26 protein-coding genes are annotated in these 26,084 nt (G+C 64.1%); 15 read left to right on the top strand and 11 right to left on the bottom strand.

The genetic code is table 11. The features are described 5' to 3' along the window. Positions 1–27 precede the first annotated feature (27 nt). The 5 genes from ACVOLS_RS01780 to ACVOLS_RS01760 form a co-directional block, all read right to left on the bottom strand. Positions 28–1,707, bottom strand: coding sequence for an electron transfer flavoprotein-ubiquinone oxidoreductase (locus ACVOLS_RS01780; RefSeq protein WP_481544210.1), 1,680 nt, complete (start codon positions 1,705–1,707; stop codon positions 28–30). A 64-nt stretch (positions 1,708–1,771) separates the two neighbouring features. Then, positions 1,772–2,692 (bottom strand): polysaccharide deacetylase family protein, encoded by a 921-nt coding sequence (locus tag ACVOLS_RS01775; RefSeq protein ID WP_481544209.1) that lies wholly within the window; start codon positions 2,690–2,692, stop codon positions 1,772–1,774. Next, positions 2,689–3,624, bottom strand: a complete 936-nt coding sequence (locus ACVOLS_RS01770) for a polysaccharide deacetylase family protein (protein ID WP_481544208.1) — start codon at positions 3,622–3,624, stop codon at positions 2,689–2,691. The genes ACVOLS_RS01775 and ACVOLS_RS01770 overlap by 4 nt, the downstream gene beginning before the upstream one ends. Further along, positions 3,621–4,295, bottom strand: a complete 675-nt coding sequence (locus tag ACVOLS_RS01765; protein WP_303747971.1) for an isochorismatase family protein — start codon at positions 4,293–4,295, stop codon at positions 3,621–3,623. The genes ACVOLS_RS01770 and ACVOLS_RS01765 overlap by 4 nt, the downstream gene beginning before the upstream one ends. Before the next feature lie 27 nt (positions 4,296–4,322). After that, a complete protein-coding gene (locus ACVOLS_RS01760) occupies positions 4,323–5,561 on the bottom strand; it encodes an MFS transporter (RefSeq protein WP_481544207.1) in 1,239 nt (412 codons plus the stop codon). A gap of 140 nt (positions 5,562–5,701) precedes the next feature. Between ACVOLS_RS01760 and ACVOLS_RS01755 the strand changes: the two genes are divergently transcribed. From ACVOLS_RS01755 to ACVOLS_RS01730, 6 genes are all read left to right on the top strand, one after another. Next, positions 5,702–6,010, top strand: a complete 309-nt coding sequence (locus ACVOLS_RS01755) for a hypothetical protein (RefSeq protein ID WP_296246630.1) — start codon at positions 5,702–5,704, stop codon at positions 6,008–6,010. Between the two features lie 20 nt (positions 6,011–6,030). Beyond that, the gene (locus ACVOLS_RS01750) at positions 6,031–6,873 is read left to right on the top strand and encodes an SDR family NAD(P)-dependent oxidoreductase (protein ID WP_303747968.1); all 843 of its coding nucleotides are present in this window, start codon (positions 6,031–6,033) and stop codon (positions 6,871–6,873) included. Positions 6,874–6,981: 108 nt separating this feature from the next. Beyond that, positions 6,982–7,848, top strand: a complete 867-nt coding sequence (locus tag ACVOLS_RS01745) for a polysaccharide deacetylase family protein (RefSeq protein ID WP_481544206.1) — start codon at positions 6,982–6,984, stop codon at positions 7,846–7,848. Beyond that, entirely contained in the window at positions 7,845–8,699 is an 855-nt protein-coding gene (locus ACVOLS_RS01740; RefSeq protein WP_481544205.1) for an HpcH/HpaI aldolase/citrate lyase family protein, read from the top strand. Before ACVOLS_RS01745 ends, ACVOLS_RS01740 begins: the two co-directional genes overlap by 4 nt. An 88-nt stretch (positions 8,700–8,787) precedes the next feature. Beyond that, positions 8,788–9,306, top strand: a complete 519-nt coding sequence (locus tag ACVOLS_RS01735) for a MaoC family dehydratase (RefSeq protein WP_057634054.1) — start codon at positions 8,788–8,790, stop codon at positions 9,304–9,306. 10 nt (positions 9,307–9,316) lie between these two features. Next, positions 9,317–10,486 carry an acyl-CoA dehydrogenase family protein gene (locus ACVOLS_RS01730; RefSeq protein WP_481544204.1) on the top strand — a complete coding sequence of 390 codons (1,170 nt, stop codon included), beginning with the start codon at positions 9,317–9,319 and terminating at the stop codon, positions 10,484–10,486. A 175-nt stretch (positions 10,487–10,661) separates the two neighbouring features. Here ACVOLS_RS01730 and ACVOLS_RS01725 read toward each other — a convergent pair whose 3' ends face one another. After that, entirely contained in the window at positions 10,662–10,829 is a 168-nt protein-coding gene (locus tag ACVOLS_RS01725; RefSeq protein ID WP_481544203.1) for a hypothetical protein, read from the bottom strand. A gap of 71 nt (positions 10,830–10,900) precedes the next feature. Here ACVOLS_RS01725 and ACVOLS_RS01720 point away from each other — a divergent pair, with 71 nt between their 5' ends. Together ACVOLS_RS01720 and ACVOLS_RS01715 are read left to right on the top strand one after the other, a co-directional pair. Beyond that, the gene (locus ACVOLS_RS01720; protein WP_481544202.1) at positions 10,901–12,079 is read left to right on the top strand and encodes a CaiB/BaiF CoA transferase family protein; all 1,179 of its coding nucleotides are present in this window, start codon (positions 10,901–10,903) and stop codon (positions 12,077–12,079) included. 16 nt (positions 12,080–12,095) lie between these two features. Continuing rightward, positions 12,096–13,211: a CaiB/BaiF CoA transferase family protein gene (locus ACVOLS_RS01715; protein ID WP_481544201.1), complete on the top strand. Its 1,116-nt coding sequence runs from the start codon at positions 12,096–12,098 to the stop codon at positions 13,209–13,211. Positions 13,212–13,300: 89 nt separating this feature from the next. On the opposite strand, the gene ACVOLS_RS01710 is transcribed toward ACVOLS_RS01715, so the two are convergent. Beyond that, positions 13,301–13,657 carry a hypothetical protein gene (locus ACVOLS_RS01710; protein WP_282268299.1) on the bottom strand — a complete coding sequence of 119 codons (357 nt, stop codon included), beginning with the start codon at positions 13,655–13,657 and terminating at the stop codon, positions 13,301–13,303. A gap of 304 nt (positions 13,658–13,961) precedes the next feature. Next, complete coding sequence (hrpB, locus tag ACVOLS_RS01705) at positions 13,962–16,565, bottom strand: ATP-dependent helicase HrpB (protein ID WP_481544200.1); 2,604 nt, start codon at positions 16,563–16,565, stop codon at positions 13,962–13,964. A 133-nt stretch (positions 16,566–16,698) separates the two neighbouring features. Here hrpB and ACVOLS_RS01700 point away from each other — a divergent pair, with 133 nt between their 5' ends. After that, the gene (locus ACVOLS_RS01700) at positions 16,699–17,493 is read left to right on the top strand and encodes a TatD family hydrolase (RefSeq protein ID WP_481544199.1); all 795 of its coding nucleotides are present in this window, start codon (positions 16,699–16,701) and stop codon (positions 17,491–17,493) included. A 22-nt stretch (positions 17,494–17,515) separates the two neighbouring features. Here ACVOLS_RS01700 and panE read toward each other — a convergent pair whose 3' ends face one another. The 3 genes from panE to ACVOLS_RS01685 all read right to left on the bottom strand — a co-directional run bounded on the left by panE (position 17,516) and on the right by ACVOLS_RS01685 (position 20,423). Then, positions 17,516–18,454 carry a 2-dehydropantoate 2-reductase gene (gene panE / locus ACVOLS_RS01695; protein WP_481544198.1) on the bottom strand — a complete coding sequence of 313 codons (939 nt, stop codon included), beginning with the start codon at positions 18,452–18,454 and terminating at the stop codon, positions 17,516–17,518. A gap of 224 nt (positions 18,455–18,678) precedes the next feature. Continuing rightward, complete coding sequence (locus tag ACVOLS_RS01690) at positions 18,679–19,473, bottom strand: ABC transporter permease (RefSeq protein WP_282272006.1); 795 nt, start codon at positions 19,471–19,473, stop codon at positions 18,679–18,681. Then, positions 19,470–20,423, bottom strand: a complete 954-nt coding sequence (locus tag ACVOLS_RS01685) for an ABC transporter ATP-binding protein (RefSeq protein ID WP_481544197.1) — start codon at positions 20,421–20,423, stop codon at positions 19,470–19,472. Before ACVOLS_RS01685 ends, ACVOLS_RS01690 begins: the two co-directional genes overlap by 4 nt. Before the next feature lie 137 nt (positions 20,424–20,560). On the opposite strand from ACVOLS_RS01685, the gene ACVOLS_RS01680 reads away from it, so the two are divergent. The 6 genes from ACVOLS_RS01680 to ACVOLS_RS01655 all read left to right on the top strand — a co-directional run bounded on the left by ACVOLS_RS01680 (position 20,561) and on the right by ACVOLS_RS01655 (position 25,982). Further along, entirely contained in the window at positions 20,561–21,271 is a 711-nt protein-coding gene (locus tag ACVOLS_RS01680; protein WP_481544196.1) for a ferredoxin--NADP reductase, read from the top strand. A gap of 348 nt (positions 21,272–21,619) precedes the next feature. Next, positions 21,620–22,204 carry a hypothetical protein gene (locus ACVOLS_RS01675; RefSeq protein WP_481544195.1) on the top strand — a complete coding sequence of 195 codons (585 nt, stop codon included), beginning with the start codon at positions 21,620–21,622 and terminating at the stop codon, positions 22,202–22,204. 9 nt (positions 22,205–22,213) lie between these two features. Further along, the gene (locus ACVOLS_RS01670) at positions 22,214–22,411 is read left to right on the top strand and encodes a helix-turn-helix transcriptional regulator (RefSeq protein WP_296246663.1); all 198 of its coding nucleotides are present in this window, start codon (positions 22,214–22,216) and stop codon (positions 22,409–22,411) included. Between the two features lie 66 nt (positions 22,412–22,477). After that, on the top strand, positions 22,478–24,007 hold the full coding sequence (locus tag ACVOLS_RS01665; protein WP_481544194.1) for an alpha/beta hydrolase: 1,530 nt from the start codon (positions 22,478–22,480) through the stop codon (positions 24,005–24,007). A gap of 29 nt (positions 24,008–24,036) precedes the next feature. After that, positions 24,037–24,792 (top strand): ABC transporter ATP-binding protein, encoded by a 756-nt coding sequence (locus ACVOLS_RS01660; protein WP_282271996.1) that lies wholly within the window; start codon positions 24,037–24,039, stop codon positions 24,790–24,792. Then, a complete protein-coding gene (locus ACVOLS_RS01655) occupies positions 24,789–25,982 on the top strand; it encodes an ABC transporter permease (protein WP_481544193.1) in 1,194 nt (397 codons plus the stop codon). Before ACVOLS_RS01660 ends, ACVOLS_RS01655 begins: the two co-directional genes overlap by 4 nt. Positions 25,983–26,084: the final 102 nt, after the last annotated feature.

Here is a 26,084-nt window from a genome sequence, read left to right as displayed (position 1 = left end):
AAAACTCCTGTGGGTTGATGGCGACGTTTACATCGCCGGATAGTTCGGTCCGCCACCACCCTGCGGGGTCACCCACACGATGTTCTGGGTCGGGTCCTTGATGTCGCAGGTCTTGCAGTGCACGCAGTTCTGCGCGTTGATCTGCAGGCGGGTATCGCTGCCTTCGCCGACGAACTCGTAGACGCCAGCCGGGCAGTAACGCGCTTCCGGGCCGCCATAGGTGGCCAGGTTGACGTTCACCGGTACGCTGGCGTCCTTCAAGGTCAGATGGCTGGGCTGGTCTTCTTCGTGGTTGGTCGAGGACAGGAACACCGAGCTCAGGCGATCAAAGGTCAGCACGTTGTCCGGCTTGGGATAGTTGATCTTCGGCTGGCTGGCGGCCGGCTCCAGGCACTCGTGGTCGGCCTTGGTGCGGTGGATGGTCCACGGCGCATTGCGGATGCCCAGCTTGGGCAGCAGCCACTGTTCGATGCCGGTCATCAGTGTGGCCAGGGTGCGGCCCTTCTTGAACCACTGCTTGAAGTTCTTGGCCTGCATCAGCTCGGCCTTCAGCCAGCTGTTTTCGAAGGCTTCCGGATATGCCGTCAGCTCATCGCGCGAGCGGCCGGCGACCAGCGCATCGAACGCGGCCTCGGCGGCCAGCATGCCGGTCTTGATTGCGGCGTGGCTGCCCTTGATGCGGCTGACGTTGAGGTAGCCGGCTTCGCAGCCGACCAGCGCGCCACCCGGGAACACGGTCTTGGGCAGCGACAGGATGCCGCCGGCGGTGATCGCACGTGCGCCGTAGGCAATGCGCTTGCCGCCTTCCAGGTGCTTGCGGATCGCCGGGTGGGTCTTGAAGCGCTGGAATTCCTCGAACGGGCTCAGCCACGGGTTCTTGTAGTCCAGGCCGACCACATAGCCGATCGAAACCTTGCCGCCTTCGGCGTGGTACAGGAAGGCACCGCCGTAGGTATCGTTGTCCAGCGGCCAGCCAGCGGCGTGCACCACCAGGCCCGGCTCATGCTTGGCCGGATCGATCTGCCACAGTTCCTTGATGCCCAGGCCATAGGCCTGCGGGTCCTTGCCGGCGTCGAGCTTGAACCTGCTGATCAGCTGGCGGCCGAGGTGGCCACGCGAGCCTTCGGCGAAGATCGTGTACTTGGCATGCAGTTCCATGCCGCGCTCGTAGTTCGGGCCCGGCGTGCCATCCTTGTGGATGCCCATGTCGCCGGTGGCCACGCCCATCACCGCGCCGTTCTCGTCGTACAGCACTTCGGCGGCGGCAAAGCCCGGGAAGATCGACACTTCCAGCGCTTCGGCCTGCTGCGCCAGCCAGCGGCTGACTTCGCCCAGGCTGATGATGTAGCTGCCATCGTTGTGGAAGCATTCCGGCAGCAGGGCGTGCGGGGTGCTCTTGGCGCCGGTTTCATTCAAGAACAGGAATTCATCGCGGGTGACGGCCTGCCGCAGCGGCGCACCGCGTTCCTTCCAGTCCGGGAACAGCTCGTTGAGCGCGCGCGGGTCCATCACCGCACCGGACAGGATGTGCGCGCCGGGCTCGGAGCCTTTCTCCAATACGCACACCGACAATTCCTGGCCCTTCTCCACCGCGAGCTGACGCAGGCGGATGGCAGTGGCCAGACCGGCAGGGCCGGCGCCGACGATGACGACGTCAAATTCCATCGCTTCGCGCGGCGGCAGGGCGGTGTTGGCTTCAGTGTTCATGCAAGGGCTCTTGGGTAAAGGCCGGCGCGTTTTCTGGCGACGACGGTTGCCTGGAACCGCCGCCTCAACGTGAGGCGGCGATGATCTGCGAAGGCGCAGCGTTCCAGATCAGCCCTGCGTTGTCTGCCAGATGGGAGAACACGCGTTCCAGGTGCTTGATGCGGTGCGGCTGGCCCATCACCCACGGATGGATGTTGAGCGCGAGCAGGCGACCCTGTCCGCTGCGCTGCGCTTCCTCCAGCAGGAAATCGCAGGCATCGACCATCTGGTCCGCATACTCGGCCTCGGCATGCAGATTTTCGCCGACGATGAAGCGATCTTCCAATTCCAGTGACAACGGCAGTGCGGTGAGGGGGCCGTTGGCGGTCTGGAAGGGGTAGGGCAGTTCGTCGTTGATCCAGTCACCAAACCACTGCAAACCGGCCTGTTGCAGCAGTTCCGGGGTGTTCTCGGACTGCGATCTGGCCGGTGACAACCAGCCCTGGATGGGGCCGTCCGAATACGGGGCCAGCGCGGCCAAACTGCGCTGGATGTATTCAGCTTCGCGCGCCGGGTCCAGCCCGCCGTAGTGCACGCTGTCCATGTTCCAGCCGTGCGCCACCAGCTCGGCGCTGCGCGCCTTGAGCCGGCGCAGCAGGGCCGGGTAGCGCTCGGCCAGTTCGCCGTTGACCGCAGTGCTGGCGCGCAGACCGTACTTTTCCAGCGCATCCAGTACGCGGAACACGCCCACCCGGTTGCCGTAGTCGCGCAGCGTGTAATGGCGCAGGTCCGGGTAGGGCATGACCATGGAACCGTTCGGCTTGAAGCCCTCACCCTTGGGATTGAGCGGGAAGTGTTCCAGGCTCAGGTTGATCCATACCGCCAGTGGCTTGTCGCCGGGCCAGCGCACGGCCGGGCGCTGCGCCAGCATCGACCAGCTGTAGCGGTCATGGTCCATGCCATGGCGCAGGCGCGGGTATTCGAGGAAGCTGCGATCCAGGCTCATGCCGCGTCCTCCGCGTTGATCGCTGCCATCGAGGCCAGCGCATCGTCGTAATGCTTGTCCAGATAGTGCTGGGCGATCTCGCGGCCGGTGGCCTTCCACACCTTGTCGTGGCTGCAGATGTAGTCCATCGCATCGTGGAAAGCGGCCAAGCGGTGCGGGTGGCTGACCTGGTAGGCGTGCAGCGGCACGCACATCACCGTGCCGGAGTTCTCGCCTTCGGCGTACAGGCGGTCGAAGGCGTCCTTGATCATCTGCCCGTAACGGCGCGGCTCGATCTTGTTGGTGACGTAGACGATGGTGTCGTTGAGCTCGAGCGAGTACGGCACCGACACGAAGCGCTTGCCCGAACGGGTCTTTACCGGTGTTGGCTGGTCATCGTGGAACAGGTCGCAGGTGTACAGGCCACCGGCCTCGGCGAACAGGTCGATGGTGGCGTCCGAATGCGACAGCGCCGGTGCCAGGTAGCCGTCGCAGTGCTGGCCGGTGTGCTCGGCGATCAGCGCCATCGAGTGCGCGATCATCTCCCGCTCCTGCGCCTCGTCCATGCCGTAGGTGTAGCGGGTGTTGTAGATGCCGTGGCTGAAGAATTCCCAGTTGCGCTCGGCCGCCATCTGGATCACTTCCGGGTGGTGCTTGAGCATGGCCGTGGACAGCGATACCGAGCCGCGCAGGCCGTACTGGTCCATCACCCGCATCATCCGCTGGTGGCCGACGCGGTTGCCGTAGTCGCGCGTGCCATAGCCCTGGATGTCCGGCAGCGGACGCGGCCATGGTTTGCGCTGCGGGTTGGCCGGCGGCGCGTACTCGTAGAACTCGATGTTGGGCGCGATCCACAGCGCCACGCGGGCACCGCCCGGCCATTCGATCTTCGGACGGCTGTCGTAGGGCCAGTAGTCGAACAGGCCCGGATCGGACTTGGTCGTGGCGTTCATGCGCGCAGCGCCTGCAGCTGTGCGGCCACGTGCTCGACCGGCTCCACGTCGCCGTACTTGAGCATGATGTCGCTGAGGTTGGCGAAGTGCGGGATCTCGTGTTTGTCTGCCACGCATTCCTCCGGAACGATGCTGCGGTAGCCGCGCGACAGGCTGTCGATCACGCAGGCGCGGATGCAGCCCGAGGTCGAGCCGCCGGTGATGATCAGCGTGTCGATCTTGTGGAAGGTCAGCAGCGACCACAGGTTGGTTTCGAAGAATGGGCTGGCCATGCGCTTGTGCATGACGATATCGCCGGGCTGCACGTCGGCGCGTGGATCGAACTGCGCGCGCTCGGAGCCGTGCTTGATGTTCTGCAGTGAGTCCGGCGTGTTGGTGCGGGTGCCCCAGGTGCCGGCGTCTTCGCCCGATTCCAGGTAAGCCACATAGGTCCACACCACCGGCAGGCCGAGCGCGCGCACCTGCGCCGACAGCGCATTGATGTGCTCGATCTGGCGCGGGTCGGTCTCATACGCGGTCTTGAACGCGGCCAGATCGGTATAGGCGCGCTGCACATCGATGTTGACGATGGCCGGGCGCGCGCCGAAGCCGAACTTGGCGCGGTTGGGGTTGGCCTTGACCTGCTCCCAGTACTGGCGGGCGGTGAGGTTGGACGTTTCCATCACGGGCATGGGCTCTCTCCGTTGCAGTAGTGGGGATCAGGCGGCCGAAGCGCGCGCGCGTTCGTCGCGTACCAGGGTTGCGGCCAGCAGGGCCAGCACGATCAGCGCGCAGATCAGGCTGAAAGCGATGTGGTAGCTCTTGGTGATGTCGAAGATCTTGGCCGTCACCCAGATGCCGAGGCCGGCGGTGGTCGCATCGAGCAGGGTGATGGTGCCGAGGATCTTGCCGGCCGAACTCAGCCCGAAGGCATTGACCGCCAGCAGCTGGATCATCGTGTACAGGCCACCCCAGCCCAGGCCGAACAAGGCCAGCGAATACCAGATCAGGTCGGCGCGCATCGTCGCCAGGATCAATGCACCTGCCGCCATGATCGCCAGGTTGACCAGGAACACGCGCTTGGCCGGCAATACATCGGCGAGGAAGCCGAAGATGAACTTGCCCACCATTGCCAGGCCGAACATCAGGCCAAGGCCATTACCAGCGGTTGCCGGCTCAAAGCCGAGGTCGCGCATGTGCAGGAACAGGTTGGAGGCCACCGCCATGATCGAGAAGAACGTCGTCATCGCCACGAAGGCCAGCATCCAGAAGGTGCGGGTGCGCATCGCCTGCTGGTAGCTCAGGTCCGGCAATGAGGACGCGGCCGGCTTGCCGGCGGCGGCCTTGGCGGCCAGCGTGTCCGCGCCCCAGGGCTGGATGCCGCCCGGGCGCGGACTGCGCACGAACAGGAAGGCCAGGATCAGGAACGCCAATGGAATTGCGGCTTCCCACAGCAGCGTTGTGCGCCAGTCCATGCTCTGCATCAGCTGCACGCCGAGCTTGGGAAACACCATGCCGCCGAGGCTAGTGCCGACCAGGGCAATACCAATTGCAGTGCCGCGATGGGTGGCAAACCACTGCGAGACGAAGATCACCGCCACATTCAGGCCGGCGGCGACCAACACCGCGGCAAAGCCGACGTGGATCCAGTACAGGTGGGCCAGCGAATGGATGTGCGCATAGGCCGCGTACAGCGCCGCCAGCAGCGCGATGCCGGCCAGCACCAGTTTGCGCGGGCCGACCTTGTCGATCAGCGCACCCAGGAACGGCGCCATCCAGCCGGCCAGCACCAGGGTGATCAGGTCGCGCAGCTTGAGCTCGCTGCGGCTCCAGCCGAAGTCCTTGAGCAGGGATTCGTCGAAAGCGGTCAGGCCGGTCACGGTCAGGCCGTTGGAGACCAGCAGCACCAGCATCCCCATCACCGCCATCAACCACGGGTAATAACGCTTCAACTTCATCGACGCACCTCAAGAGTTGGGTTATGGCAGGTAGATACGCCGGTGGGGGATTTCCGCCGCCGACGTTGACCGGGAGCGAATGGCATGCCTACACTTTGTCCGGACAAAGTGTGCCACAGTCTTTTACCCGGGAGGAAGCCATGCAAACCGTGATCGTCCTGTTCAACCTCAAAGCCGGCGTCAGCCGTGAGGAGTACGAGGCCTGGGCGCGTGCCAGCGACCTGCCGGTGGTCAACGCGCTGCCGTCGGTGGAGAAGTTCGAGGTACTCAAGGCCAGCGGTCTGTTGATTGGTGAAGGCAGCTCCCCGTACGACTACATCGAGCTGATGCGCATTCCGGACATGGCCGCGTTCGGCGCCGACCTCGCCGACCCGACCGTGCAGGCCGGTGCAGCGCAGTTCCAGCAATACGCTGACAATCCGTTGTTCATCCTCACCAGCGCGCTGTAAGCGCACAAGGAACATTGGTCATGGCTCGTTTCCCCGAATTGCAGGGCAAGGTCGCACTCATCACCGGCGCTGGTCGCCGCGCCGGCCTGGGCGAGGGCATTGCCCGGCGCCTGCTGCAGGAAGGCTGCAAGGTGGTGCTGACCGACATCGGCCAGGTGCGTGGCGCCGAGATGCCGGTCACTGCAGTCGGTACCGACGAGGAGCTGGCCCAGGTTGCCGCCGAATTGGCTGCCAGCAGCGGTGGCGAGTGCGTGGCGATGGCCCTGGATGTGCTGGAAGAGGCGCAGGTGGAGGCGGTGGTCAAGGCCACGGTCGAGCGCTTCGGCCGCCTCGACATCCTGGTCAACAACGCCGGCATCGGTTACCTGATGAAGTCGCTGGTCGACATCGATGCCAAGGAATGGGACGCGGTGCTGGGTGTGAACCTGCGCGGCGCTTTCCTGACCATCAAGCATGCCGGCCGGCAGATGATTGCCCAGGGTGGCGGCCGCATCGTCAACATCGCTTCGCAGGCGGCCAAGTCGGCGTTCCCGCATGCAGCGGCGTATTGCTCGTCCAAGCACGGCCTGGTCGGCCTGACCCGGGTCGCGGCGCTGGAGTTGGGAGCGCATGGGATCAACGTCAATGCGGTGTGCCCGAACCATGTGACCACCGGCTTGGGCGCTTGGCAGAACGAATACTTCGCTGAAAAGCAGGGCAAGAGCGTGGAGCAGTACCTGGCGGACATGCGTGCGCGCATTCCGGCGGGGCGTGCGGGTCTGCCTTCGGATACGGCCGCTGCTACGGCGTTTTTGTGCTCGGACGACGCGGTTTACATCACTGGTGAGGCAATCAATGTTTCGGGTGGTGAGGAGAACCATTGAGGTATCACCGAGCAATCATCAGGTCGTCATTCCCACCTTCGCGGGAATGACGGCGTAGAAGCAAAGCAGCAACCCCACCACGCAACCAACAACCGCACCGAGACCACCATGTCCAAACCCGCCTACCAGTGGCCCAACAACGCACGCCTGGCCTTGTCCGTGGTCGTCAATGTTGAAGAGCTGTCCGAGTACAACGTGGGCCAGGGTGACAAGATCACCGAGCCGGTGGACGAGCTGCACGTCACCCTGTCCAAGCCGGTGCGCAACTACGGCAACGAATCCAACTACCGCTACGGCGTCAACGAAGGCCATGCGCGCGTATCCGCGCTGCTGGACAGGTACAACGTCACCAGCACCTATACCGCTGCTGCGGTGTCGCTGGAGCGCGCGCCTGAAATCGCCGACTACCTGCGTGGCAGCCGGCACGAAGTGTGTTCGCACGGCCACCGCTGGATCCACCAGTTCCGCTTCAACGAGGAACAGGAGCGCCAGTTCATCCGCGACGCCGCCGCCAGCATCGAACAGACCACCGGCGTACGCCCGGTTGGCTGGCTGTCGCGCTACCTGCATACCGCATCAACCCGTCGCCTGCTGCAGGAAGAAGGCTTCCTGTACCACATGGATGACTACTCGGCCGATGCGCCGTTCTGGGGCGACGTCGACGGCAGCGACAAGCCAATGATCGTGGTGCCGTACCAGCTCGATACCAATGACATGAAGATGTGGGTTGCCCCGTCCTACCTGCCCAAGGACTGGCTGGACTACGCCATCGACAGCTTCGACACGCTGTACGCCGAAGGCGAGCACGCACCGAAAGTGATGTCGCTGGGCCTGCACCTGCGCATCATCGGCCGCCCGGGTCGCATCGGTGCGTTCGAGAAGTTCCTGCAGTATGTCGCGCAGAAGCCGGGTACCTGGTACGCCACCCGTCGTCAGATTGCCGAACACTTTGCTTCACAGGTGGCTGCACCATGAGCGCTGCATTGAACAACCCGCGTCGTTGCCTGCTGTTCGTGCCGGGCTCGCGCCCGGAGCGCTATGCCAAGGCGGTCGCCACCGGTGCCGACCAGGTCTGCATCGATCTGGAAGATGCGGTTGCGCCGGGCGACAAGGAAAGTGCGCGTGCTTCGCTGTTCGCGTTTCTTGCGGACAAGCCAGAAAGCCGTGGTGAGATAGGCCTGCGCATCAATCCCTTGTCCACCGAGCTGGGCCAAGCGGATCTGAAAGCATTGGCGGCATCCGGTTTGAATCCGGCCTTCGTGATGTTGCCAAAGGTCGAAACCGTGGCCGAGCTTCAGCAAGCCGACAACGCGCTTGCTGCCATCGACACCGTGTTCATCGCACAGATCGAAACGCCGAAGGGCTTGCTGGATGCACGCGTGCTTGCGACGGCAACTCCGCGTTTGCAGGCACTGATGTTTGGTGGCTTCGATTACATCGTCGCGCTGCGTGGCCGCGCCGGCTGGGAGAGTTTCTTCCATCCGCGCGTGCAGCTGGCAACGATTGCCGCCGAGGCGGGAATCGGCTGTCTCGATGTGCCCTTCCTCGACATCAAGGACGAAGCAGGCCTGGTTGATGAAACCGACCGCGTGATCGACCTCGGCTTCACCGCCAAGGCAGCGATCCATCCGGCCCAGGTCGATCCCATCCAAAACCGTTACCTGCCAACCGCAGGCGAGTACGAGCGCGCCCAGCGCGTCATCGCCGCACTGGCCGCAAGCGGCGGCGAAGCCATCCAGCTCGACGGCAAACTGGTGGATCGCCCCATCGAAATTGCCGCAGAACGCGCAATCGCACTCGGTGCACTCGGCGTACGCGCCGGCTGACCGCAACGCTTCATTGAACGCCTGATCGCCCCCTCTTTGACCAAGCTGCGCTCAGCGCCAGCCCAACCCGCACCAAAAGGACATTGTCATGGTTCAGAACGTCAAGCAGATTTCCGAAAACCGCTTCCGCGAAACCTTCGGCCGCTACTACGAAGAGTTCAATGTCGGCGACATCTACGAGCACCGCCCCGGCCGCTCGATCACCGAAACCGACAACACCTGGTTCACCCTGCTGACGATGAACACCCATCCGATGCACTTCGACAAGGAATACGCCAAGGCCTCGGAATTCGGCAAGGTCATCGTCTGCTCGCCGTTCACCGTGGCGCTGATGGTCGGCATGAGCGTCACTGACGTCAGCCAGAAGGCGGTGGCCAACCTGGGGTGGAGTGAGATCAAGATGACCCATCCGCTGTTTGTCGGTGACACCCTGGTGGCCGAATCAGAAGTGCTGGAAAAGCGCGAGTCCAAATCGCGTCCGGGCGCGGGCATCGTCACCTGCCGTACCGATGGCTTCAACCAGGACGGCAAGTTGGTCTGCACCTTCAACCGCACCATGCTGATCGCCAAGCGTGGCCACTCGGTGGAAGACAAGGTCAACTACTGAGGGCGTGATGATGAGCACCGAACCGGAACAGCTGTGGGGCCCCGACGAAGAACAGGCGCTTCTCGACTCGATCGATCATTGGGTGGAGAAATCCGTCGCGCCAATCGCGCAGGAATACGACCTCGAAGACAAGTACCCACACCATCTGGTTGAGGAGATGAAGGACCTCGGGTTGTTCGGCGCCACCATTTCACCGGAGTACGGTGGGCTAGGCTTGCCAGCGCGCATCTACGCGAAGATCGTGATCAAGGTGTCTTCGGTATGGATGGCGCCGACCGGCATCTTCAATTCTCACCTGATCATGGCCGCGGCCATCGAACGTTGTGGCACCGAGGCGCAGAAGCAGAAATACCTGCCACGCATGGCGACCGGTGAGCTGCGTGGCGCGCTGGGTCTGACCGAGCCCAATGCGGGTACCGATCTGCAGGCGATCCGCAGTGTTGCAAAGCGCGACGGTGATCATTACATAATCAACGGCGCCAAGACCTGGATCACCAATTCCATGTATGGCGACATGGTGCTGCTGCTGGTCAAGACCGACCCGGAGGCGCAGCCGCGCCACAAGGGCATGACCATGTTCATCGCCGAGAAGGGCGAGGGCTTCATCGTCGCCAAGAAGATGAAGAAGTCCGGCTACCGCGCCATCGACACCTGCGAGTTGGTATTCCAGGACTACAAGGTGCCGGCGGACTGCCTGCTCGGTGGCGTTGAAGGGCAGGGCTTCCAGCATGCGGTTGGTGGACTGGAGTTGGGTCGTATCAATGTCGCTGCGCGCGGTTGTGGTATTGCCGAGGGCGCACTGCGCTTGTCGGTGCGCTATGCACAGGAGCGCATGACCTTCGGCAAACCGATTGCCGAGCACCAGGCCATCCAGCTCAAGCTGGGCGAGATGGCGGCCAAGGTTGAAGCATCGAAGCTGCTGATCGAGAGCGCCGCCAATGCCTACGATAAGGGCGAGCGCTGCGACATGGAAGCGGGCATGGCCAAGTACTTCGCCACCGAGACTGGCGCCTATTGCGCGCAGGAAGGCATGCGGATTTTTGGTGGCTACAGCTACTCGGTGGAATACGACATCGAGCGTTTCCACCGCGATGCCATGCTGATGTGCATTGGTGAAGGCACCAATGAAATGCAGCGCATCATCATTGCCAAGCAATTGGTGGCAAGAAACAAGATCTAACAGCCCAAGCAGACCAAAGCCCCTCTCCCAAATGCATCAGACGCAAAGCCCCTCTCCCGCTCGCGGGAGAGGGGTTGGGGTGAGGGGAGGCTCTACAAGCAAAGCCAGAAGCGCTGCAGCCCCTCTCCCGCCTGCGGGAGAGGGGTTGGGGTGAGGGGAAGCTCTACGGGCGAAGTCAAAAGCTCCCCTCATCCGCCCTTCGGGCACCTTCTCCCGCAAGCGGGAGAAGGGATAGATCAGAAGCCGAAGCCACGACGACAGCCAAAGAAAAAGCAAAAGCAAAAGCAAAAGCCAAAGCCAAAGCAACAGCCAAAGCAACAGCCAAAACCAAAGCAATAGCCAAGTAGACGCAGCAGCATCCCTTCACCGCGGTCCTCAACCGCCGCGGTGCTTTTTACAAACCAGAGGCCACACATGAAAGACCTTCCCCTGCAGGGACTGCGCATCCTTGCCGTCGAACAGTACGGTGCTGGCCCCTATGGCTCGATGCATCTGGCCGATCTTGGCGCGGAAGTCATCAAGATCGAATCCCCGCCGGGTGGCGACGTGTCGCGCGCCACCGGCCCGTACTTCCTGGGCGTAGGCGACAGCCTGTTCTTCCAGACCTTCAATCTCAACAAGCGCTCGTTGCGCCTGGACCTGAAAGCCGCCGAAGGCCACGAAGTCTTCGAAAAGCTGGTCGCCAGCGCCGACGCCGTGCTCAACAACCTGCGTGGTGATCAGCCGGGCAAGCTCGGCCTGGACTACGCCACGCTCAGCAAGCTCAACCCGAAGATCGTCTGCGCCCACCTGTCCGCCTACGGCCGTGACAACGAGCGCGCCGCGTGGCCGGGCTATGACTACCTGATGCAGGCCGAAGCCGGCTTCATGGCGCTTACCGGCGAGCCGGACGCACCACCGGCCCGCTTCGGTCTGTCGATGGTCGACTTCATGACCGGTACCACCCTGTCGATGGGTCTGCTGGCCGCCGTCATCGGCGCCATGCGCACCGGCCTTGGCCGCGATGTCGATGTCAGCCTGTTCGATGTGGCCCTGCACCAGCTCAGTTATCCGGCCACGTGGTATCTCAACGAAGGCCACCGCACCGAGCGTCTGTCGCGCAGCGCGCATCCCTCCACCGTACCGTGCCAGGTCTATCGCACCGCCGATGGCTGGGTGATGGTGATGTGCATGCTGGAGAAGTTCTGGCAGACCTTCGTCGAAGGCATCGGTAACCCTGAATGGGCCGCGGAGCCGCGCTTCGCCAACTTCGCCGAGCGTCGCCAAGTGCGTGAGGAACTGACTGTGCTGGTCGACACGATTCTCAGCACCCAGCCCACCGCTTACTGGACACAGAAGTTCGCCGGCCGTATTCCGATCGCACCAGTGCTGGATATCGCCCAAGCGCTCGACAATCCCTATGTACGCGATGTCGACATGCTGCAGGACGTCGAGCATGCACAGGGAACGCAGCGTCTGCTGCGTAACCCGATCAAGCTCGATGGCCAGCGCCTGAGCGGCAATGCCTGCCCGCCACTCAATGCCGATGCGGATGCATTGCTGCGTGAGCTGGGTTACAACGATGCAGACCGCACGCGCCTGCTCGGCGCGTGACGCAAGGGAATCGATGATGAAACTCGAAGGTGTACGCGTACTCGACCTGTCGCTGTTCCTGCCCGGTCCGCACCTGACCATGATGATGGCCGATCATGGCGCCGACGTGATCAAGATCGAACCGCCCAGCGGTGAACCGGTGCGCGAGGTCGGGCTCAAGCAGGCCGGCGTTTCCACCTGGTTCCGCAACACCCATCGCGGCAAGCGATGCATCGTGCTGGATCTGAAAAGCACCGATGGCAAGGCCGCTTTCGCCAGGTTGGTCGAGTGGGCCGACGTGGTGGTGGAAGCCTTCCGGCCCGGCGTCGCCAAGCGTCTTGGCATCGACTACGCCAGCTGCAAGGCGATCAATCCGAAGCTGGTGTACTGCTCGATCAGCGCCTTTGGCCAGAACGGGCCCAAGGTCAACCGGCCTGCCCACGATCTGGCGATGCAGGCCGATACCGGCGTGGTCAGCCTGAACCGCGCGCCGGATGGTACGCCGGCGATGCCGCATATGCCGGTGGCCGACATGACCGGCTCACTGATGGCGCTCAACGGCATCCTGATGGCCTTGTTCCGCCGCGAGCGCACGGGCGAGGGCGACTACATCGATCTGTCGATGCAGGACGCCTTGATGGCGTGGCTGCCGAATGTGCTGGGCCCGCCGTTCGCACTTGGCCGCGATCCGGTCGTCAGGGAAGAGCGTAGCTGGGGCGGCAATGCGCTGTACAAACTGTACCGCTGCGCCGATGACCGCTGGATCGCACTCGGCGGCGCCGAGCACAAATTCGCCGAGAACCTGTTGAATGCGCTAGGCCGCACCGACCTGATCCACCTCTGCCATCTGCCACCGGGCAGCGGTCAGGACCCGGTCAAGGAATTCCTGGCCGAAACCTTTGCCCGCCGCACCTTGGTGGAGTGGACGCTGTTCCTGCACGACATCGATGTGTGCTGGGCACCGGTCAAGACGCTGACCGAAGCCTTCAATGATCCGCATACACGTGTGCGCGAAATGGTCTGGACCGATGCACAGGGTGGAACCCACCTGGGCATTCCGATCAAGTTCGCCAACGAGCCGGGGCGTATCAATCCGCAGCTGGACGAAGTCGGTCAATCCACTGCAGCCGTACTGGCAGAACTAGGTCTATAGCAAGCTGCAGAACACGCTCCCTCCCTTGCGCAACGCGCAGGGGAGGGCCGGGGAGGGGTGCTTCTGATTCAAACACCACCCCAAAAAACTCAGGCGTCGCTGCCGATATCGCTGGTTTCATCGGTCACGCTGGCCGCATGACGGCGACGCTGCGCGATCTGCCGCGACTTGGCTTCGATCGCCTCGTTGTCGCGCTTGTTCTTGCGGTACAGCGCATAGCCAATCAAGCCCAGGCCAACAGCCGCAACCGCGACGGTAGCAGTGGGATTGCGCTTGGCGACGCGGGTGACGGCACGGCCGCCGGTCTTCATCGCACCAATGGCGGCGCCAGTCTTGAGCCATTCGGCTGCGCTGGAACCACCGTGCTTGATGTTGCCACCGGCGCTGTTGACCAGTTCCAGTGCACGCTCCAGTGCCGGGCCGGTGATATCGCTGAACTTGCTCATGTGGGGACTCCATGTAGATGAGGGCCAGACCCCCATTCTTACCAGAGGGCCGTGTAGGGGATGTTAGCCGGGATGCGCTGGGCGTGGTTGTGGAAGGCTGAAGCTGGAGTAACGGTGGCAGTGAGCGGCAAAAGCTACCCCTCCCCAACCCTCCCCTGCGCTGTGCGCAAGGGAGGGGGCCGAAGCGGCTGCGCTGCATACTGCCAGAGTGCCAGCAACCGCCCCCCTCCCTTTGCCGCAGGCAAGGGGAGGGTTGGGGAGGGGGGCTGTTGCTCTTGCTCTCGCCTCTGCCCCCAATCCCCAATCAAGTCCCCCGAGGCTTCGCTCGATGCGTCGCCGTAGCGCTCCAAGGATCATCCGGCCACGGATGCCTTGGATAGCGCCCCTTCATTTCTTTCTTAACTTCCGCATAAGTGTTCTGCCAGAAATTGCGCAGGTCACCTGTCACCTGCAAGGGCTTTCCACCCGGCGACAACAGGTGCAACAGCAAGGGCATACGGCCATCGGCAATGCGCGGCGTATCCGCCAGGCCAAACAGCTCCTGCAGCTTCACCGCCAGTACCGGCGGGCGCGGGTTGACGCCGTCATCGTCCAACGCGTACTCGATGCGTCGCTCCATTCCCGAAGGCACGCTGATGCGTGTCGGCGCATGACGATCCACCAACTGCCGCTTGCTCCAATCAATGCCGGACTTCAGTGCTTCGCCAAGTTCTTCCTCGGACAAGGCTTCCAGGCGTGTCTTGCCGTTGAATGCAGGTAGCAGCCAATCGTCCAGCGTCACCAGCAAGGCCGCGTCGGACAGATCCGGAAGTTCCAGTTCCGGCATCCAATGACGCAGCCCCATCACCCGCCAGCGCAACTGCTGCAGGTTCTCTGTCCATGGCAATGCGCCCAGGCCCAGTTCGCGGACCGCATCTGTCAGTGCCCGTGCGGCACGGGCCGGGTCCACCTGGCCGGCAGGGCGGCTGTCCAGCACGATGCGTTCGAAGCTGCTTTCGCGACGCGCTTCCAGTGCGCGCTTGGTACTGTTCCAACGCACCACGTCCTGGGTCTTGAAGCGATCAGGGAAGTCGCGGCGCAGGCGTTGTTCGTCCACCGGTGCCGCACGCAGGATCAGCGCATCGCGTGGGTCGTGGCGCAGCTCGCTGATCACCAGCCAGGGCTCGCCGCGCAGATCGCTATTGTCGAACTGGCGGGCACTGCGGCCATTGGCCAGCTGGTAGCGCTGCGGATCATTCGGGTGCTGGGTGGCAATGCGGTCGGGGAAGGCATGGGCGAGCAGGTCGCCGAGTTCATGCGCTTCGATATCCGTCGGTGGCGCGGTATCGCAGCGCAGGCGGCGGCGCCATTGCTTGGCGGCCGTATCAATCGCTGCCAGTCCACCGCGGTTGGCGTCGTAGGGCGCGCGGCCATTGCGGAAGGCGGCAAGGGCGCGCCAACGCGCGGCCAGTGCGTCACCGCCCTGACGCAGCGGATCGCGTGCTTCCAGCAGTGCGGCAACATCGGCGGCCAACGCCTGCTCGCGCGGATTGCCTGCAGACAGCAGCATCGCCGCCATACGCGGATGTGTACCCATTGACAGCATGCGCTTGCCCAGCGCGGTGATGGTGTTGTCTGCGCTCAAGGCCCCCAGCCGCTGCAGCAGCTCGCGCGCGGCCGACAGTGCACCGCTGGGCGGTGGATCGACGAAGCGCAGCTCGTCACTGCCCCAGGCTGCCAGTTCCAATGCCAACCCGGCCAGTTCCACCTGCGCCATTTCGGGACGCCGCTGTGGCTCCAGCCGCTGTGATTGCGGCCACAGCCGCCACGCCCAACCGGAAGCAACGCGGCCCGCACGGCCGGCGCGCTGGTCGGCCGAGGCCTGCGAGATGGTCACTGCATCGAGCCGCGAAAAGCCGCTGTTGGGGTCGTAGCGCGGTTCGCGCGCCAGCCCGGCATCGATCACCACGCGCACGCCGGGCAGGGTGACCGAGGATTCGGCGACATTGGTGGCCAGTACCACGCGGCGGCGGCCGTCGGAATCGGGTTGCAGCACGCGGGTTTGCTGTTCGATTGGCAGCTCGCCGTGGAGGGGGAGCACGTCAAAGCTCTGCTCCTCCCCTTTCGCGGAGCGAAGGGGGAGGTTGGGAGAGGGGTGCTGTTGATCTTGGTCTGACGCGCGAAGCGACCCCTCCCCAGCCCTCCCCTTGCCTGTGGCAAAGGGAGGGAGCAGAGCAGCCTGCACCCGCGCAATCTCCCGCTGCCCCGGCAGGAACACCAGCACGTCGCCAGGGTGCTCGGCCACCGCCTGTTCCACCGCGCGCCGGGTCTGCGCTTCCAGCGCCTCGTCGCGGCGGGCCGGGAAGTGGCTTGTTTCCACCGGATAGCTGCGGCCTTCGCTGGACAGGCGCGGCGCATCCAGGAACTGCGCCAGCCGCTCGCCATCCAGCGTTGCCGACATCACCACGATGCGCAGGTCATCACGCAGCTGCGATTGCACGTCCAACGCCAATGCCAGGCCCAGATCGGCGGACAGATGGCGCTCGTGGAATTCATCGAACAACAGGGCGCTCACGCCCTCCAGCAGCGGGTCGTCCTGCAGCATGCGGGTCAGGATGCCTTCGGTGACCACTTCAACACGGGTACGCGCGGACACCTTGTTCTCGAAGCGGATGCGGTAACCGACGGTCTCACCGACCGGTTCACCCAACTGCTTGGCCATGAAGGTGGCGGCACTGCGCGCGGCTACGCGGCGCGGTTCCAGCATGATGATCTTGCCGCCCTGCAGCCACGGCGCATCCAGCAGCGCCAACGGCACCTGGGTGGTCTTGCCGGCACCGGGCGGCGCTTCGAGCACCAGCCGCGTGTGCGCGGCCAGCTGCTGGAGGATGTCGGGGAGCAGCGGAGTGATGGGGAATGCTATTGCCATTGCAGCATTGTAGAAGCCGTGCGCTTCAAACGCCGCCAGAAACCCGGCTACACCGGCTCGTTCATCCTGCGAAGGGCTTGCCAGCGGCCAACGCTCTACAATTCACCGTTCCCGCCTCACCACCCCCAGCTCAATGCAACTGATCGACATCGGCGCCAACCTTACCCACGAATCCTTTGATCGCGACCTGGACGCGGTGCTGGAGCGCGCACGCGCCGCAGGCGTGGTGCAGATGGTGATCACCGGGGCCAGCCGCGAGCACTCGCCGATGGCCTTGGAGCTGGCGCAGCGCCATCCGGGCTTCCTGTACGCGACGGCCGGCGTGCACCCGCACCACGCCAGTGAGTACACCGACGAATGCGATGCGGAAATGCGCGCACTGCACGCGCATCCGGAAGTGGTGGCGGTGGGCGAATGTGGTCTGGATTTCAACCGCGATTTCTCGCCGCGTCCAGCCCAGCGCAAGGCCTTCGAGCGCCAGCTGCAGATCGCCAGCGAGAACGGCAAACCGCTGTTCCTGCACCAGCGCGACGCGCATGACGACTTCATCGCGATGATGAAGAACTTCGACGGCAAGCTCGGCCCGGCGGTGGTGCATTGTTTCACCGCCGAGCGCCGCGAGCTGTTCGATTACCTGGACCGCGATTGGTATATCGGCATCACCGGCTGGCTGTGCGATGAGCGCCGTGGCGCGCACCTGCGTGAACTGGTCAAGCACATCCCGGCCGAGCGACTGATGATCGAGACCGATGCGCCGTACCTGCTGCCGCGCACGATGCGGCCGCTGCCCAAGGACCGCCGCAACGAGCCGGCGTTCCTGTCGCATATCGTCGAGGAACTGGCCCGCGACCGCGGCGAAGACGTGGCGGTCACCGCCGCCAACGCTACCGCAGCAACCCGCGGCTTCTTCCGCCTGCCGCCGGTCTGACGGCAGGCGCAAGGCCGAAACCTCAAGCGGCGCGCTGCGCCTCGTAGGCCTGCAGGTGGCAATACGCTGCCTGCAGCAGCGGTGCTGATTGCCCGCCGACAAGTGCCCGGCCAAGCATGTCGCCGACGATATGCGCCGCCTCCACGCGCTGCCCGGCTTCCAGATCGCGCAGCATCGAGGCCTTGATCGGTGAGCCGGATTTGGTGATCGCGCCCAGCGCGATTTCCTGTGCTTTCGCTGGAATCGGCTGGCCGGCCTGCGCGGCGACCGCCAGACATTCGGCATACAACGCCTGCATGAAGGCGCTGCCGTGGTCGCTGGCAACGATGCTGCCGACGTCGGCGCGCATCAGGCAGGTGCCGGCCGCCAGCGCGGTCAGGAAGGTGTACTTGATCCACTGTTCCTGGGCGATATCGGCCGAGGCGACGTGATCGATGCCGGCTTGTTCGCAGGCCTTGGCCAGTGCTTCGACGCGTGCGCTGTCGGTAGCGCCATCGCGCTCGCCGAAGGTCAGCTTGGCCGGCTTGTCCAGATGTAGCACCGCGCCGTCCTCGGCCTTGGTTGCGCTGATGAAGCACAGGCCGCCGAGCACGTTTTCGCGGCCGAAGCGCGCATCCAGTACAGCGTAATGACGCAGGCCATTAAGGATGGGCAACACGGTGGTATTGGCGCCAACCGCTGGCGCGATCGCGTCGATCGAGCTGTCCAGGTCATAGGCCTTGCAGCTGAGGATGACCAGATCGAAGGGCTGCTCTTTCGCCAGTTGCGGCAAGGTATCGGCAGTGACATGCGCAACCGGGAATGCGGCGTCACCGAGCGGGCTGCGGATCACCAGGCCATCGCGGTCCAGTTGTGCAGCGCGGTTGGCTCGCACCAGGAAGGTGACATCAACGCCGGCCTGCGCCAGCCGACCACCAAAGTAACCACCGGTACCACCGGCACCGAGAATCAGGATGCGCATCGGGTTGGATATCCATCAACAGAGGGGAGTGAAGCCATCATAGGTGTTCGGGGGTGTTGTAGGAGCGGCGTAAGCCGCGAAGCTGACACTGCTTCCGGCTGCAGGAATCATGGTTCGCAATATCCTGGATGCAGAGTCATCCTGGCTTGAGTTTGTGCGAGCTTCGCGGCTTACGCCGCTCCCACGAGAACAAAAGAAAGGCGCCTTTCGGCGCCTTTTTTTTTTCAGCTGCGCAGGCCTACGCCTCGGCGAAGCAGCCACAGGGCCAATGCGGTAAGCGCGGCAACAAAACCCAGCATCAACGCATACGACACCCACAACGGCACGTCGCTGCTGCCGAGCAGGCCGTAACGGAATGCATTGACCATGTAGAAGATCGGATTGGCGTGCGTCATCGCCTGCGCCCAACCCGGCAACAAGGTCACCGAATAGAACACGCCGCCCAGGTAGGTCAGCGGGGTCAGGATGAAGGTCGGCACGATCGCCACGTCATCGAACTTCTTGGCGTAGACGGCGTTGATGAAGCCGGCCAGCGAGAAGATCGTCGCGCCCAGCAGCACCGTGGTCAGGGTCACCAGCGGATGCGGGATGCGCACCGGAGTGAAGAACATGGCGATGATCAGCACGATCACGCCCACCATCAAACCACGCAGCACCGCGCCGGCAACATAGCCCCACAGGATCACCCAGTTCGGCATCGGGCTGACCAGCAGTTCCTCGACATGGCGGCCGAACTTGGCACCGAAGAATGAGGAGCTGATGTTGCCGTAGCTGTTCTGGATCACGCTCATCATCACCAGGCCCGGCACGATGAACTGCATGTAGCTGTAGCCGCCCATCTGCCCGATCTTGGAGCCGATCAGGCCGCCGAAAATCAGGAAGTACAGGGTCATGGTGATCGCCGGCGGCACCAGGGTCTGGCCCCAGATACGCAGGATGCGGTTGACCTCGCGGCGAACGATGGTGCCCAGCGCCACCCAGTTGCGGCTGCTGTCGGTCACGGGAACGGGGGTACTCATGCTGCGGTGCTCTCCAGGTTGCCGGTGAGGCGCACGAACAGCTCCTCCAGGCGGTTGCTCTTGGTACGCATCGAGCGCACGCGGATGCCGGCGGCATTCAAGGCGTCGAAGACTCGGTTCAGATCCATCGCACGCGGCATGTCCAGGTCCAGCGTATGCGCGTCGGTGGCGACCAGGGTGGCGCCTTCGATCTGCGGCAGCTGCGCGGGCAGCTCACCGTCGATATCGAACAGGAAGCCTTCCACGTCGAGTTTGGCCAGCAGGCCGCGCATCGGGCCCTGCTCGACGATCTGGCCGTGGTTGATGATGGCCAGGTTGCGGCACAGCTGCTCGGCCTCTTCCAGGTAATGCGTGGTGAGGATGATGGTGGTGCCGGCGGCGTTGATTTCCTGCAGCGTCTTCCACATGTCGCGGCGGATCTCGATGTCCACGCCTGCGGTGGGCTCGTCGAGGATCAGCAGGCGCGGCCGGGTCATCATCGCGCGGGCGATCATCAGGCGGCGCTTCATGCCGCCGGACAGGGTGCGGCTCATCATCTGCGCCTTGCCCCACAGGTGCGCGCGCTTGAGTTCTTCCTCGGCGCGTACTTCAGCCTCGGCACGCGGAATCCCGTAGAACCCGGCGTAGTTGACCAGGATGTCGAAGGGCTTCTCGAACAGGTTGAAGTTGATTTCCTGCGGCACCAGTCCGATCAGGCGCATGGTCGCGCTGCGGTTGGCCACCAGATCACTGCCGAACACCTGTACCTGGCCTTCGCTCAGGTTCACCAGTGAAGACACGATGCCGATCAGGGTCGACTTGCCGGCGCCGTTGGGGCCAAGCAGGGCGAAGAAGTCGCCCGGGGCGACTTCCAGCGACACGCCTTTCAGGGCCTGGACGCCGTTGTCATAGGTCTTGCGCAGGTCGGTGATGCGCAGGGCGGCTGCGCCGGATGGGGTACGGGAGTCCAATCTGTGGCCTTCGCGCCGGGTACAGGCGTCGGATAAGTGCAGGCGGCTATTATAGGAGGCCCCGTGGTCCATACCCGGTTACACACTGTTCCCCTCCTGTGCCAATCCAATTCCCCCTCAAGCTGGTCGGCTGCCGCATGCTGGCCCCAAGCGTCGGTCATTACCAGTTCGTCCGTGACGACGGCCAGCCGCTGGATTTCCTGCCCGGCCAGTTCATTCAGGTCCATTTCGACTACGCCGACGGCACCGCCACCAAGCGCAGCTATTCGTTGGCCACCATCCATGACCATGCGATGGGCCCGGGTGAGGCGGTGGATATCGCGGTCAGCTTCGTGCCCGGCGGCGCTGCCACCGCGCTGTTCGAGGGCCTGAAGGCCGGCGACCATATCAGCGGCAGCGGCCCGTTCGGTCGCTTCTGCCTGCAGCCGGGCGACCACAATGGCCGCTACCTGCTGATCGCCACCGGCACCGGCGTCACCCCGTACCGCTCGATGCTGCCGCAATTACGCACTGCAATGATCGAGCGCGGCGTGGAAGTGGTGCTGCTGCAGGGCGCGCGTACACTGGAAGAGCTGCTGTACAGCGACGATTTCTACGCCTTCGCCGCCGCCAATCCGGGCTTCCGCTACCTGCCCTGCCTGTCGCGCGAGCTGCCGGAAAACCCGCACGCCGACGTCCGCAAGGGCTATGTGCAGCAGCAGTTGGCCGAGATCGCGCCGGACCCGGCCCGCGATATCGCCTACCTGTGCGGCAACCCGGACATGGTCGATACCTGCGTGGAAGCGCTGAAGGAAGCCGGTCTGCCGATGCCGCAGATCCGCCGCGAGAAGTACGTCAGCAGCAAGTGATGGTTGGCGGCTACCGGTCCGCCACCGCAATTGTTGATCCGGCTTGTCTGGCCGCTGGTTTGATGTTGATCCATGTGAAGGCGCGATCCTTGTGGTCGCGCCTTTGTTCGTCATGGGCGCTGCTTTGACCGACTGGCCTGTGCAACCGGTCGCCGGCTGGCTTGCTTGTCTGTAAAGGTCGCTTGACAGCCGGACCCGGCTGACTTCAGGATGTGTCAAGCGTGCTTTACAGGAGTTGGCCATGCGTCATTGCAGGTTTCTTGTTTGTTTCGCGGCGACGGACTCCGTTGCCCGCCGGTGTGCTGTTGTATCGTCCGGCTCGCGGCAGCAGCTGCAAGGGGCCGGTCGATGAGCCGCAACCTCTGGACGGTCGGCATGCTGATTGCCGCCGCTGCATTCACCTTGGTCGCATGCGCGCTGCTGCTCTGGCAGCCGATGGGCGCACAGCCGCGGTTCTCCGGCATCCTGTTTGGTATCGCCCTGGGCCTGGCAATCGCGGCACTGCTGCGCCGGCTGATGCCCGATGGCTGCGATGCCGCCCCGGCCAAGCTGCGCAAGCGCTATACCCGCGAGGTGATGCTGGCGATGGGCGGCTATGTGGTCCTGCTGGTGCTGTCGATCCTGCTGCTCAAGCGGGTCGAGGACGGCCTGCTGCGCGCGTTGATCGCCTTGCTGCCGGTGCCGCCGATGATGCTGGTGCTGCGGGCGATGATCCGCTACATCCGTGATGTGGATGAGCTGCAGCAGCGCATTGAGCTGGAAGCGGTGAGCTTCGCTACTGCGTTCATTTCGCTGGTATACCTGACAGGGGGCTTTCTGCAGTCGGCCAAGGTCATCGATGTACCGTCCAACGTGGCGATGATCTGGGTGTTTCCCTTGGTGTGCCTGTCGTACGGGCTGGCCAAGGGTGTTGTCGCGCGGCGTTACCACTGAGCCGCGACGATGGATAACCGATTGCGCGAGCTGCGCGAGGCCAGGGGCTGGTCGCAAGGCGAATTGGCCGAGCAGCTGGAGGTATCCCGGCAGACCATCAATGCGTTGGAGACCGGAAAGTACGATCCCAGCCTGCCGCTGGCCTTCCGCATCGCCCGTTTGTATGAAAGCCGGATCGAAGAAATTTTCTTTCCTGATGTCACATAGCTGCCGCGCCCGCGTCTGGATGCAGGTAGACCCGTTTTTCTTCAACCGTGAGGGGCTGTTCCGATGATGTCCCGTAAGACCCAAACCATCCTCGCCTTGGCTGTGATCGCCGGCATCGTCGGTTACCGCCTGGTGCGGTCAACCGATACGCCTGCAGCGGACGCCGCCGGGGCTGCTGTCGCAACGGCCAGCGCGGTCAAGCCACAAACGCTTGGCAGCTTGAACTTCCAACCCTGCAGCCTGAGCTCGAGCGGCAGCCGCGACAGCCTGGAAGCACAGTGCACCACGCTGGAAGTGCCCGAAGACCGGGCAAACCCGCAGGGCCGCAAGATCGCCTTGAACATCGCCTGGGTTGCCCCGGAGAAGGAAAGCGACCTGCAGCCGGATCCGGTGTTCTTCCTCGCCGGTGGTCCGGGCCAGGCCGCGGTCGCTACCTATCCGCAGGTGGATGCTGCATTTGCCGAGGTGCGCAAGCACCGTAACGTGATCCTGGTCGACCAGCGCGGTACCGGCAAATCCAACCTGCTGGCCTGCGATACGCCGGACGATGCCGATTTCACAACCGCGTCGATGCAGGCCGCCGCACAGGGCTGCGCAACCGAGCTGGCAAAGAAGGCCGACCTGCGCTTCTACACCACCACCGAGGCGGTGGCGGATCTGGATGCGGTGCGCCAGGCTATCGGCGCGACCCAGATCAACCTGGTCGGTGTCAGCTATGGCACCCGTGTGGCCCAGCAGTACGCCATGCGCCATCCACAGGCCACCCGCAGCATCGTGCTCGACTCGGTGGTGCCGAACAGCCTGCAGCTGGGCAACATCTTCGCGCGCAACCTGGATGATGCACTGGCGCTGCAGTTCGCCCAATGCACCAAGACCGCCTCGTGCAAGGACAAGCTGGGTGATCCACGTGCCGAGCTGGACACGCTGCTGGCCAAGCTGCGCGCGCAGCCGGTGACGGTGCAGTACCGCGACGCCAGCACCGGCGAACAGCAGCAAGGCGAGCTGCGTGCCGAAACCGTTGCCGGCCTGGTGCGCATGTACGCCTACATGCCGGCAGCCGGTGCGTTGCTGCCCAAGCTCATCCACGAAGCCAATGGCGGCCGCTACGACAACCTGATGGCACTGACGCAGATGCTGCAAGGCGAGATGAAGGACGCCATGGCGATGGGCATGCAGCTGTCGGTGGTGTGCAGCGAAGACAATGAAAGCATGGTCGCCAACAGCGCCGACGAGAACACCGTGCTCGGCAACCAGATGGCCGAAGCCATGGGCGCGATGTGTGCCAGCTGGCCCAAGGGCACGGCACCGGCTGACTTCCACAAGCCGCTGGCCGGCAAGGTGCCGACGCTGGTGCTGGAAGGCGAGTTCGATCCGGTGACGCCGCCGCGCTATGGCGAAGAAGTGGTCAAGCATCTGGATAACGCGCGCCTGTTCGTGCTGCGTGGCCAGGGCCACAACGTCATCGGCGCTGGCTGCATGCCCAAGCTGTTCGCGCAGTTCATCGAAAAGACCGACCCGAAGGCGCTCGACGGCGCCTGCCTGGAAAAACTCAACTACGTGCCGCCGTTCACCAGCTTCAATGGCTGGGAACCGTGACATCACCGCATGACTGAGGAATTGCTTCCATGATCGTTGCAGAACGACTCCGCAAGACCTTCCCCGGCAGGGGCAAGGACAAGACGCCGGTGATTGCAGTGGATGACGTCGGCTTCACCGCCCACGACGGCCAGATCACCGGTCTGCTCGGCCCCAACGGCGCCGGCAAGACCACCACGCTGCGCATGCTGTACACGCTGATGACGCCGGAAAGCGGCCGCGTGCTGGTCGATGGCATCGATGCCGCCGTCGATCCCAATGCGGTACGCCGCAGCCTCGGCGTATTGCCGGATGCGCGTGGCGTGTACAAGCGCCTGACCGCCCGCGAGAACATCGACTACTTCGGTGAACTGCATGGCATGAGTTCGGCCGCCATCGTCGAGCGCACCGCGCGCCTGGCCAAGGCGCTGCAGATGGAGGATTTCCTCGATCGTGCCACCGAAGGTTTCAGCCAGGGCCAGCGCACCAAGACCGCAATCGCCCGCGCGCTGATCCACGACCCGCGCAACGTCATCCTCGACGAGCCGACCAACGGCCTGGACGTGATGACCACCCGTGGCCTGCGTGGCTTCCTCAAGGAACTGCGCGAGGAAGGCCGCTGCGTGATCTTCTCCAGCCACATCATGCAGGAGGTCGCCGCGCTGTGTGACCGCATCGTGATCGTCGCGCAGGGCAGGGTGGTTGCCCAGGGCACGCCGGATGAGCTGCGCGAGCAGGCCCATGAGAGCAACCTGGAAGACGCGTTCGTGAAACTGATCGGCAGCGAGGAGGGCCTGCACGCATGAGCCAGACTGGATATTTCCGCGCCATCTTCACGGTGATGCGCAAGGAGCTGCGCGACTTCGCCCGCGACCGCCGCACCTTCCTGCTTACCTTGCTGACCGCGCCGCTGCTGTACCCGCTGCTGTTCCTGGGCATGAACAAGCTCACCAACCTGCGCGCCGAGACGCAGTTGGAAAAGGACTTGAGCATCCCGGTGGTGGGCATCGCCCGCGCCCCGAACCTGGTTGCCTTCCTGGCCAGTCGCGGCATCAATGCCACCGAGGCGCCGGCTGACTACGAAGCACTGATCCGCAGCCAGCGCGAAGATCTGGCCTTGGTGATCGACGAGAACTTCGCTGCCGATTGGCAGGCCGGCAAGCCGGCCAAGGTGGAGATCGTTGCTGATACCACCCGCCGTACCGGCGACGTGCAGATCGCAAGGGTGCGCAGTGTGCTGACTGCTTACGGCCAATCGGTGGGCGCATTGCGCTTGTTGGCACGTGGCGTCAATCCGATGGTGGCCGCGCCGGTCAATGTCGGCACCCGCGATCTGGCCACGGCCGAGGCCAAGCGCGGCATCTTCCTGTCGGTGGTGCTGCCTTTGGTGCTGATGTTGTTCGCCTTCATCGGCGGCTCGCATCTGGCGATGGATACCACCGCCGGTGAGCGTGAGCGGCAATCGTTGGAGCCCTTGCTGGCCACGCCGGCAGCACGCGGCGCGCTGGTCAGCGGCAAGATGCTGGCGGCGGTGTTGTTGGGTCTGGCGTCGATGCTGCTGATCCTGATCTCGTTCAAGATCAGTGCCAGCATTGGTGGTGGCGCGGCGCGTTCGCTGGACGTGAGCTTCGCGGCGATGGGCAAGCTGCTGGTGATCCTGCTGCCGCTGGTGTTGATCGGCACCGCCCTGCTGACGTGCCTGTCGGCCAGCTCCAAGAGCATGAAGGAAGCACAGAGCCACATGGTCTGGCTGATGTTGCTGCCGATGCTGCCGGGTTACGCACTGATGGCGTATCCGCTGAAGGACACCCAGCTGTGGCAGTACGCGGTGCCGTTCCTGTCGCAGAACCAGATGCTGGTGAAAGTGACCCGCGGCGAGATGCCTTCGGCCACGCAATGGGCTGTGTACCTGGGCGCTTCGGTGCTGCTGGCAGTGCTGTTGTGGGCGGTAGCCGTGTGGCGTTACCGCCAGGAGCGCCTGGCGATCTCCGGCTGAGCTCCCCCTGTAGTGGGGGGGGGGGGGGGGGGGGGCGGGGGGGGGGGGCCGGGGGGGCGGCGCGCGGGGGGGCGGGCGCCGCCGCAGCCCGCCCCCCGCCGC

The organism is Stenotrophomonas sp. STEN038 (genome assembly GCF_056759895.1).
This window is presented reverse-complemented; position numbering and strand designations above follow the sequence as displayed.